Source organism: Thiolapillus sp. (assembly GCF_048562965.1).
In the GTDB taxonomy this organism is placed as follows: Bacteria; Pseudomonadota; Gammaproteobacteria; order Chromatiales; family Chromatiaceae; genus Thiolapillus; species Thiolapillus brandeum_A.
In genome coordinates this window covers 1-8,634 of sequence record NZ_JBHNMF010000106.1, presented here as the reverse complement: position 1 = coordinate 8,634, position 8,634 = coordinate 1, and the positions used below count along the sequence as shown (strand labels likewise).

Annotated in this window: 11 protein-coding genes, 1 tRNA gene and 1 pseudogene; 10 read left to right on the top strand and 3 right to left on the bottom strand. The window is 56.1% G+C overall.

The features are described 5' to 3' along the window. Window positions 1-58: 58 nt before the first annotated feature. The 9 genes and pseudogenes from ACOCD2_RS07745 to ACOCD2_RS07705 all read left to right on the top strand — a co-directional run. Window positions 59-373, top strand: a pseudogene (locus ACOCD2_RS07745) (PAS domain S-box protein); the annotation flags it as partial. A 65-nt stretch (window positions 374-438) separates the two neighbouring features. Further along, the gene (locus ACOCD2_RS07740; RefSeq protein WP_293645243.1) at window positions 439-1,272 is read left to right on the top strand and encodes a sensor domain-containing diguanylate cyclase; all 834 of its coding nucleotides are present in this window, start codon (window positions 439-441) and stop codon (window positions 1,270-1,272) included. Beyond that, window positions 1,241-2,242 carry a putative bifunctional diguanylate cyclase/phosphodiesterase gene (locus ACOCD2_RS07735; RefSeq protein ID WP_293645241.1) on the top strand — a complete coding sequence of 334 codons (1,002 nt, stop codon included), beginning with the start codon at window positions 1,241-1,243 and terminating at the stop codon, window positions 2,240-2,242. Before ACOCD2_RS07740 ends, ACOCD2_RS07735 begins: the two co-directional genes overlap by 32 nt. Before the next feature lie 224 nt (window positions 2,243-2,466). Next, a complete protein-coding gene (locus ACOCD2_RS07730; protein ID WP_293645239.1) occupies window positions 2,467-4,014 on the top strand; it encodes a 2-isopropylmalate synthase in 1,548 nt (515 codons plus the stop codon). 3 nt (window positions 4,015-4,017) lie between these two features. Continuing rightward, window positions 4,018-4,758: a uracil-DNA glycosylase gene (locus ACOCD2_RS07725; RefSeq protein WP_293645237.1), complete on the top strand. Its 741-nt coding sequence runs from the start codon at window positions 4,018-4,020 to the stop codon at window positions 4,756-4,758. 12 nt (window positions 4,759-4,770) lie between these two features. Beyond that, window positions 4,771-5,202 (top strand): ribosomal protein S18-alanine N-acetyltransferase, encoded by a 432-nt coding sequence (gene rimI / locus ACOCD2_RS07720; RefSeq protein WP_308214426.1) that lies wholly within the window; start codon window positions 4,771-4,773, stop codon window positions 5,200-5,202. A gap of 40 nt (window positions 5,203-5,242) precedes the next feature. Beyond that, entirely contained in the window at window positions 5,243-5,566 is a 324-nt protein-coding gene (locus ACOCD2_RS07715; RefSeq protein WP_293645233.1) for a hypothetical protein, read from the top strand. Then, a complete protein-coding gene (locus tag ACOCD2_RS07710; RefSeq protein WP_293645231.1) occupies window positions 5,524-5,898 on the top strand; it encodes a hypothetical protein in 375 nt (124 codons plus the stop codon). Before ACOCD2_RS07715 ends, ACOCD2_RS07710 begins: the two co-directional genes overlap by 43 nt. Before the next feature lie 5 nt (window positions 5,899-5,903). Further along, complete coding sequence (locus ACOCD2_RS07705) at window positions 5,904-6,356, top strand: hypothetical protein (protein WP_293645229.1); 453 nt, start codon at window positions 5,904-5,906, stop codon at window positions 6,354-6,356. 9 nt (window positions 6,357-6,365) lie between these two features. Here the strand turns inward: ACOCD2_RS07705 and ACOCD2_RS07700 are convergent, their stop codons facing one another. Then, window positions 6,366-6,920 (bottom strand): YbhB/YbcL family Raf kinase inhibitor-like protein, encoded by a 555-nt coding sequence (locus ACOCD2_RS07700; RefSeq protein WP_293645227.1) that lies wholly within the window; start codon window positions 6,918-6,920, stop codon window positions 6,366-6,368. A gap of 162 nt (window positions 6,921-7,082) precedes the next feature. On the opposite strand from ACOCD2_RS07700, the gene ACOCD2_RS07695 reads away from it, so the two are divergent. After that, window positions 7,083-7,943 carry a DNA ligase gene (locus ACOCD2_RS07695; protein WP_293645225.1) on the top strand — a complete coding sequence of 287 codons (861 nt, stop codon included), beginning with the start codon at window positions 7,083-7,085 and terminating at the stop codon, window positions 7,941-7,943. Between the two features lie 40 nt (window positions 7,944-7,983). On the opposite strand, the gene ACOCD2_RS07690 is transcribed toward ACOCD2_RS07695, so the two are convergent. Both ACOCD2_RS07690 and ACOCD2_RS07685 read right to left on the bottom strand, forming a co-directional pair. Then, window positions 7,984-8,070, bottom strand: a tRNA-Leu gene (locus ACOCD2_RS07690). A 104-nt stretch (window positions 8,071-8,174) separates the two neighbouring features. Continuing rightward, window positions 8,175-8,634, bottom strand: a 460-nt coding sequence (locus ACOCD2_RS07685; RefSeq protein ID WP_308214424.1) for a macro domain-containing protein, incomplete at its 5' end; no start/stop codon positions are given.

Sequence of the window (8,634 nt, the reverse complement as noted above, 5' to 3'; positions counted from 1 at the left end):
ACGGCAGTGGTATCCCCTGATTCTTTCCGTACAGCGCAACAGTCAACGAAAAGCGCGTTTGTACAGAAAGCTGGTTGATGAGGCAAACAGCATCTTTCTGCGCTGGGATGTTGACGGCAACATCATTTCGATCAACCGGTATGGCGAAGAACTGTTCGGTTACCCAAAGCAACATCTTGTTGGCAAACCGGTACTTGGTACGATCGTCGAAGAAGTGGATTCCGAAGGCTACGATCTGGCTGCGATGATCGAGGATATCCGACGCAATCCTGATGCCCATGCCAACAATGAAAACGAAAACATCACCCGGGACGGACGTCGCGTGTGGATAGGCTGGCGGAATGCGTATATCGATGCAGGCCATGACGACAAACCGGAGCTTTTGTCCATCGGCGTCGATATGACCGAGCGCAAGCGTGTGGAAAATGCCTTATACGCGTGGCCGCATCCATCAGCAATGCCAAGGCCAAGGAGAATGTGCTCGGCGACACCATGCGACATCTGGCACAGGCCTATGCATCCAAATACGCCTTTTATGCCGTGTATGCGGATGACAGCAGGGAGACCATGCGGGTACGGGCACTGTGGGATGGGGAAAAGCTGATAACCGAAGGCATTTACCGGTTGAGAGGAACCCCCTGTGAGGATGTGCTCAGTGGCAGGGTGTGCATCATCGAGCGAGACGTGCAGCAGCGCTACCCGGAGGATGATGTGCTGGAAAACTGGCATGTGGAAAGCTATTTTGGCGTTGCGCTGAAGGACAGCAGTGACAACGCCATCGGCACCATTGCTGTCATGGACGTGAAACCCATGCGCCTGCCCGACTGGAGTCAGGCCATACTGCACGTTTTTGCGGATCGTATCAGTGGTGAGCTTGAACACAGGAATGCCGAGGAAAATATATATCAGCTGGCCCACTACGACGTACTCACCGGCCTGCCAAACCGCCTGCTGTTTCATGATCGCCTGGAACAGGCAGTGGCCCATGCGAAACGCAACGATCAGTATGTTGCTTTGCTGTTTCTCGATCTCGACCGTTTCAAGCACGTGAATGACAGTATCGGTCATGCAGGTGGCGACATGCTGCTCAAAGAAGTGGCGGAGCGCCTCAGGTACTGTGTACGTGAATCGGATACGGTTGCGCGTACCGGTGGCGATGAATTCATCGTGCTGCTTTCAGACAGATTTCAGTTCAGACAAACAGGTACTGCAGGCGACCAGCGAACTGTCGAAAAAACTGGTGAATATCATCGCACAGCCTTTCTACATTGATTCGCTGGAATTCTATGTCTCTGTCAGTATCGGTATCACCGTTTTCCCCCAGGATGGCAACAACATCGATTTTCTGGTGCGCAATGCGGATATCGCCATGTACCATGCCAAGGACAAGGGGCGTAACCGCAGCGAGTACTATCACGCCCGCATGAACGAAATCGCGGAGAAGCGCAGTCGCATGGAAAGTGAACTGCGGACAGCGGTATCCCGCGGGCAACTGCTGCTGCACTATCAGCCTGTCGTGGATGTGGTCAATGGTGAGGTAATGTGGTTCGAGGCGCTGCTGCGCTGGCAGCACCCCAGGCTTGGCCTGGTCCTGCCTGATGAATTCGTGGGGCTGGCGGAGGAAACGGGGCTGATCGTGCCCATCGGTGAATGGGTGATCGAACAGGTTTGCCGGCAGCTTCAGGTGTGGCAGCACAAGGGCGTGGCGATCCATGCGCTGGCGCTGAATCTCTCCATGCGGCAACTGGAACGTATTGGCCTGGTCGCCGTACTGGACAGGACAGTGGCAGACTATGCTATCGATCCGTCACAGATCATCCTGGAGATCACCGAAAGCATGCTCATGCAGGATCCGGAAAGAACCGTGCCACTGCTGAAGATACTTTCCGAGCGTGGTTTCCGTTTGGCGATGGATGATTTCGGCACAGGCTATTCCTCCTTCGGGCAATTGAGCTATGTGGACGTGAATTCCCTGAAAATCGACCGCTCTTTCGTGGCCCAGCTGGAGAAGGAGGGCAATGTGGCCTGTATCGTACCCGCCATCATCGGCATGGCAAGGGAAATGGGCATACGGGTGGTCGCCGAAGGCGTGGAGACCAGCGCTCAGGTTGAATTTCTGCAGAAACAGGGGTGCAACCTGATGCAGGGATATTATTTCGGGTTTCCCATGGATGCTGCAGAGTGCGAGCGCTATATTGAATCTGACAAACATACTTGGCAGATCCGTGGCGCTGGGTTATAGTCAAACCAGCTTTTTACCCGATAAAACCATACTCATGATCTGGCAAACAATTTTTCATCGCTGCTTCGATGAACCGGTTTTCGAAAATCGGGGTTTGCTCCTGCCTGCTGGACCGCTGCTGCCCTGATGGGCAATCAAATCACACCCGCCCTGGCGAGGGCAAAAGCCACGCAACATACCGAACAAAAACTTCAAATCCCTGAATAACGGGATGGAGCCATGTGATGAGCAGTGACAAATTGATTATTTTTGATACAACCTTGCGCGACGGTGAACAGAGTCCCGGCGCCTCCATGACCCGGGAAGAAAAGATTCGCATTGCCAAGAAACTCGAGCTGATGCGGGTGGACGTCATCGAAGCGGGTTTTCCCATCGCCAGCGAAGGCGATTTCGAGGCGGTGAAATCTGTGGCCGAGTCCGTCAAGGATTCCACCATCTGCGGGCTCGCCCGAGCCCTCGAAAAGGATATCGACCGGGCGGGTGAAGCCCTGAAGCTCGCCAATTCCGCACGCATCCATACCTTTATCGCCACCTCGCCCATTCATATGCAGCAGAAACTGCGCATGGAACCGGACCAGGTCGTGAAGCAGGCCATATGGGCGGTGAAACGGGCGCGAAATTACACGGACAATGTAGAATTTTCCGCCGAGGACGCAGGCCGTTCCGAGATGGATTTCCTGTGCCGCATCGTGGAGGCTGCCATCGGCGCCGGCGCCACCACCATCAACATACCGGATACTGTAGGCTACAATCTGCCGCATCAGTTCGGCGAGACCATCAGGATACTGATGGAACGGGTGCCCAACTCGGACAAGGCCGTGTTTTCCGTGCACTGTCACAACGATCTTGGGCTGGCTGTGGCGAATTCCCTGTCTGCGGTGCTCAACGGCGCCCGCCAGGTGGAATGCACCATCAACGGGCTGGGCGAGCGTGCGGGAAATGCCTCTCTCGAAGAAGTCGTGATGGCCGTGCGCACCCGTCAGGATGTGTTCCCCTGCAACACCACGCTGGATACCACCCAGATCGTTTCCTGCTCCAAGCTGGTATCCAGTATCACCGGTTTTCCGGTGCAGCCCAACAAGGCCATCGTCGGCGCCAATGCCTTTGCCCATGAGTCCGGTATCCACCAGGACGGGGTTCTCAAGAATCGCGAGACTTACGAAATCATGCGCGCCGAGGATGTGGGCTGGAGCCACAACCGCATGGTGCTCGGCAAGCACTCGGGACGCAATGCCTTCCGTACCCGTCTCAAGGAACTGGGTATCGAGTTCAGCTCCGAGGAAAAGCTCAATGCCGCTTTTTCCCGTTTCAAGGCGCTTGCTGACAAGAAGCATGAAATCTTTGACGAGGATCTCCAGGCGGTGGTGTCCGAATCGGTCCATGAGCTGCGGGATCCGCGCATCAGGCTGGTGTCCCTCAAGGTGTGCAGTGAAACCGGTGAGATTCCCACCGCTGACGTCGTGGTATCGCTGGACGGCGAGGAGAAGGCGGTGTCCGCTTCCGGTGCGGGGCCCGTCGATGCGGCTTTCCAAGCGATCGAATCCCTCCTGAATACCGGAGCGAAGCTGACGCTGTATTCGGTGAACAATATCACCAGCGGCACCGACTCCCAGGGGGAGGTGACCGCGCGCTTGGAAAAAGATGAGAAGATGGTGAACGGTCAGGGGGCCGATACGGATATCGTGATCGCTTCCGCCAAGGCTTATATCAATGCCGCCAATCGTCTGATGACGCCGGTGGAGCGTGAACATCCCCAGGTGGGAGATGTCTGACAAGTGAATGCCGGGCGCCGCCAGCAGTATCTCGATGCCATGGGCATCACCCGTTATGTCCTGCGCGATGAGCCGGCGGCGGCCGGTGACGGTCAGATTGTAAATGAAGCGGAACCACCCACCGTAGCGCATCAGGAAATGCCGGCCGTGGAAGTGCAGCCGCAGCAGACTGAGGAAAAGGGCGGGGCAGAGGCTTGGGATGTGCTCAAAGCAGAAGTGGCTGCCTGCACCGCCTGCGAACTCCATGCCAGCCGCACACGGACCGTGTTCGGGGTGGGCAATGAGTCCGCGGAACTGATGATCGTGGGTGAGGCGCCCGGAGCGGATGAAGACCGTCAGGGAGAGCCATTCGTCGGCCGGGCGGGGCAGCTGCTCACCGCCATGTTGCATGCCATTGGCCTGGCCCGGGATGCGGTCTACATTGCCAATGTGCTGAAATGCCGGCCGCCGGGCAACCGCAATCCCAGTGTCGCAGAAGTTGCAGCCTGCCAGCCATTCCTGCGCCGGCAGCTGGCCCTGATCAGACCAAAGGTGATGTTGGCCGTTGGTGGTATCGCTGCACATAACCTGCTGGATACCGATGAGGCCGTGGGACGCCTTCGCAACCGGGTCCATTTCTACGGCGAGGAACGTACGCCGCTGCTGGTTACCTATCATCCCGCCTACCTGCTGCGCCGCCCGGAAGAGAAGGCCAAGGTCTGGCAGGATCTGCAGAAACTCCATGGCATGCTCCACGGAGGCTGAGTCTTGCTGGATGTGCGGTTCATGACAGAGGATGATCTGGCGTCCGTGATGTTAATCGAGGAACAGATCTATACTCATCCTTGGAGCAGAACCATATTCAGTGATTGTCTGCAGACCGGCTATGAATGCCGTGTCTATGAGGATGCCAGCGATATCCTTGCCTATTCAGTCATGTCTGCCGCCGCCGGCGAGGCACACCTGCTCAACCTCAGTGTCCACCCCCGGCATCAGGGCAGGGGGTTGGGGCGCTTTGTGCTGCGTCGGGTGATTGAGCAGGCAGGTGAAAAGGCCGATACCCTGTTTCTGGAGGTCAGGGCATCCAACCGGGTTGCCCGACGGCTGTATGAATCCGAAGGATTCAACGAGATCGGCCAACGATTCAACTATTATCCGGCGGACAAGGGTCGTGAGGATGCACTGGTATTTGCGCGACCTTTGTTGTAGCGTATAAATGTTAATAGGAACAAGTTCAAGGTAATCCGGTATGGCTGAAGAAGACAAGGAAAAATCCGCGACCAAAGTGGCGAAGAAAAAAGTCGTCAAAAAGAAGGTGGCCAAGAAACCAGCGCCCAAGAAAGCCGTTTGCAAGAAGGAAGAAACCGGCGCTGCCACCGGGAACAGGTCGGAAACGGATCAGGGCAAGTCTGCAACACCTGTTGTGGAAAAACCCGGCGCCCCGGCCGCCCGGCCGCCCACGCGGCTGAAGCGCCAAAACCGGAAAAACAGGCCAGCAGCATCCCGGAAGATGCCAGGCCTGTCACAGTCGTGGAAAAATCCCAGGAAGACGAGAGTTCGGCCTGGTGGCTGAATGTGGCTCTGGTTATCGTCATCGCCGCTATTGCCGTGTTGCTGTATTTCATGACCCAGTTCGGTGATCTCAAAGGCATGAACATCGACCGTATGTGGTCTTACTTTGCACCTTCACCGGCGCAAGTGTCTGCGCCTGCCCCGCTTCCCGCAGAAGCGCCTGTCACGGAAGTTGTGGAAGTGGTGATAAAGAAGGAAGTGGCCGTGACGCTGCCTGCGACTCCCGTGTCTGAGCCGCCACCGTCAGTCGGTTTGCAGCCCTTGCCGGATGAGCAGCAGCAATTGCTGTGGGATGCGCTGATGTTGCCACCCGAAGCATCGGGAACGCCCTGATCTCCATGAACAGTAAACCGCTGGCCGTACTGGCCGCTATCCTGTTGATGACGCTTGGTGTCATGCTGTATTACTCTGCTACGCCCTACATGAACATGTTCGTGGCGCCCATGATCAATTCCATGGGGGTCGAATCGAGCAGGCTGATGCTTTGGCTGGTCATGACGCTGATCGCCCTGGCGGGCAGTTTGATTGCCGGCTTTTTCAGCGTTTTTCTGTTCGAGATGGTCAGTGGTGGTTACCGGCCCGGGTTCATGGCCATGCTTTTTGCTGTCCCTGTTGTAGTCGTTCACCTGTCCTTTGTGATCATGGGGCTGATACAGGGACAGCGTATGCCGGCAGAAGTCTATGGACTCTATCTGGGAGAAGTTGCCGCCATTTTTCTGGGCTATTATCTCACCGCCCGGGTGGGACGCTGGGTGGCCCGGCGCTTCTTCATGACAGAAGCACCGGTTTGACAGCAGGGTTTATTTGCGGGAATACAAACCGGTTATCGTGCTGCTGCCCAGCATGTGTTTCCTGATCATGCTGTCCACCTCGACCGGTGTGGCATTCTGATCCAGGGACAGCTTGTCCACATCCAGAGCATACAGGGTAAAGGGGTAATGATGAGTGCCGTGGCCCTTGGGAGGACAGGGGCCGCCATAACCCGGTTTACCAAAATCTGTGCGTGACTGAATGGCCTGCTTTGGCATCAGTCCGGAGGCGGGATTACCGGCGCCTGCCTCGAGAGCCCTAGTGTCTCTGGGAATATTGAACACCAGCCAATGCCACCAGCCGCCTTTTCTGGGCGCATCCGGGTCATGCACCGTAATGGCAAAGCTCTTGGTGCCTGAGGGTATGTCTTTCCACCGGAGTGCGGGAGAGATATTGGCTCCATCGCAGCCGAATCCCTGATATTCCTGTTGCTTGTTCATGCGGGACTGATTGGAAACATCGGAGCTTTGCAGCTCCAGCGCCAAGGCAGACTGCATGCACACACCCAGCAGGCTTCCCACCACCAGTTTTACGGCCATTTTCATATCGAATCCTCCTCAAGGATTTCCCCAGACTGTTCATTTATAGCACAGCATTGGCGGGAATGTGCTAGATTTCCCGGACATATAAGCCTGACGGGCTTTTCCGCGGTAGATCAGCGTTAAATTCGACAGGCTCCTGGGACATGAATTCACACGGAGAAGTGAATGATGGAATCGAAAGGATATCGTCTGCATTGGCTGTTTCTGCTGTTGTTGCTGGTTACCCCGGCAACGGGAACCGAACTGCTGCTGTTGACCAAATACCGGCCTGGTATGGTTATCGATGGCTGGTTGATGAGCGAAAAGCTCGATGGTGTGCGCGCCTACTGGGACGGCAGCCGTCTCCTGTCCCGTCAGGGCAATCCCTTTGCTGTTCCGGACTGGTTCATCCAGGATCTGCCGCCGTTCGAGCTGGACGGGGAACTCTGGATTGCCAGAGGACAGTTTGAACAAACCCTCTCCATCGTTTCCAGAAATTATCATGATCCCGAATGGCGCCGTATTACCTACCGTGTTTTTGAAGTGCCACATGCCAGCGGCGGATTGCTGACACGCCTTCATAAGCTGGAGGCGTATCTGAAAGAACATCCTCTGGAACATGTGAGCGTCATCCCGCAGTCGGTCTGTCGTGATACCGCGCATCTCATGGAGAAACTCGATGCGGTAGTAGCTGCCGGAGGGGAGGGCTTGGTATTGAGAGAGCCGGGCAGTCCATATGAAACCGGTCGCAGTCGCCATGCGCTGAAGGTAAAGCGCTATGACGACATGGAAGGGCGTGTGCTGGGGTATCGTCCGGGAAAGGGAAAATTTAAGGGTATGGTCGGTGCCTTGCAGGTGGAGATTGAAGGCGGGAAGCGTTTCTACATTGGAACGGGCTTGAGTGACCAAGACAGAAGAGACCCACCTGCGATAGGCAGCCTGATCACTTTCAGATACCACGGTTTGTCCAGTGCGGGCATTCCGCGGTTCGCCTCGTTCATGCGGGTGCGGGAGCAGCCATCCCCAGTGCCGTCTTCCGGGCAATAAAAAAGCCCCTGATTTGCAATGAAATCAGGGGCTTGATATATGGTGCCGAGGAGAGGACTTGAACCTCCACGGGGTTGCCCCCACTAGCACCTGAAGCTAGCGTGTCTACCAATTTCACCACCTCGGCAAGAATTCAGGCAATGCCTTCGTTCTTGAGGCGCGCACTGTACAAGCTGTTGCGCCGGCTGTCAACCTCCGTCTGCACCTGTGCAGACGGAAACAAAGATGCTCCTAATCTTCCTTGGCCTGACGGCCGGCGTGATAAACGGTGTACACATAGACCGGAATATCCAGGTCACCCAGATGTTTCTTGATCAGTGGTTCCACTTCGTTCCAATCCAGTCCTCCTACGCCTGTCGCCAGGCGGGGCAGGGCAATGGAAGTGAATTTTTCCTTGGTCGCCATTTTGTGCAGAGCCTTCAGGGCATGATTGACATGCTGCACGGTAGCATGTGATGGCTTGCTGCCATGGCCGTATCCACCGTCCTGAGTAATCATGTTCACGATACGCAGGCCGTCAGGTCCACCCCACATCCAGGCTTCACCGGGTTTTGGGTGATGCTGATGACACCAGTGATGGAAATCCTTGTGCATGGCAGGATATTTCTCGTGCAGTGATTTTGCCAGTCCCTGGTTCATCGGATCCATGGCGGCGATGCCATGGGCAATCACCTGGGCCTTGGTCAGCAGG

Bases quoted from the DNA above. Each gene is read 5' to 3' on its own strand.
- ACOCD2_RS07730 (WP_293645239.1), top strand. From the start codon at position 2,467: ATGAGCAGTGACAAATTGATTATTTTTGATACAACCTTGCGCGACGGT.
- ACOCD2_RS07715 (WP_293645233.1), top strand. From the start codon at position 5,243: ATGGCTGAAGAAGACAAGGAAAAATCCGCGACCAAAGTGGCGAAGAAA.
- ACOCD2_RS07695 (WP_293645225.1), top strand. From the start codon at position 7,083: ATGATGGAATCGAAAGGATATCGTCTGCATTGGCTGTTTCTGCTGTTG.
- ACOCD2_RS07700 (WP_293645227.1), bottom strand. From the start codon at position 6,920: ATGAAAATGGCCGTAAAACTGGTGGTGGGAAGCCTGCTGGGTGTGTGC.
- ACOCD2_RS07705 (WP_293645229.1), top strand. From the start codon at position 5,904: ATGAACAGTAAACCGCTGGCCGTACTGGCCGCTATCCTGTTGATGACG.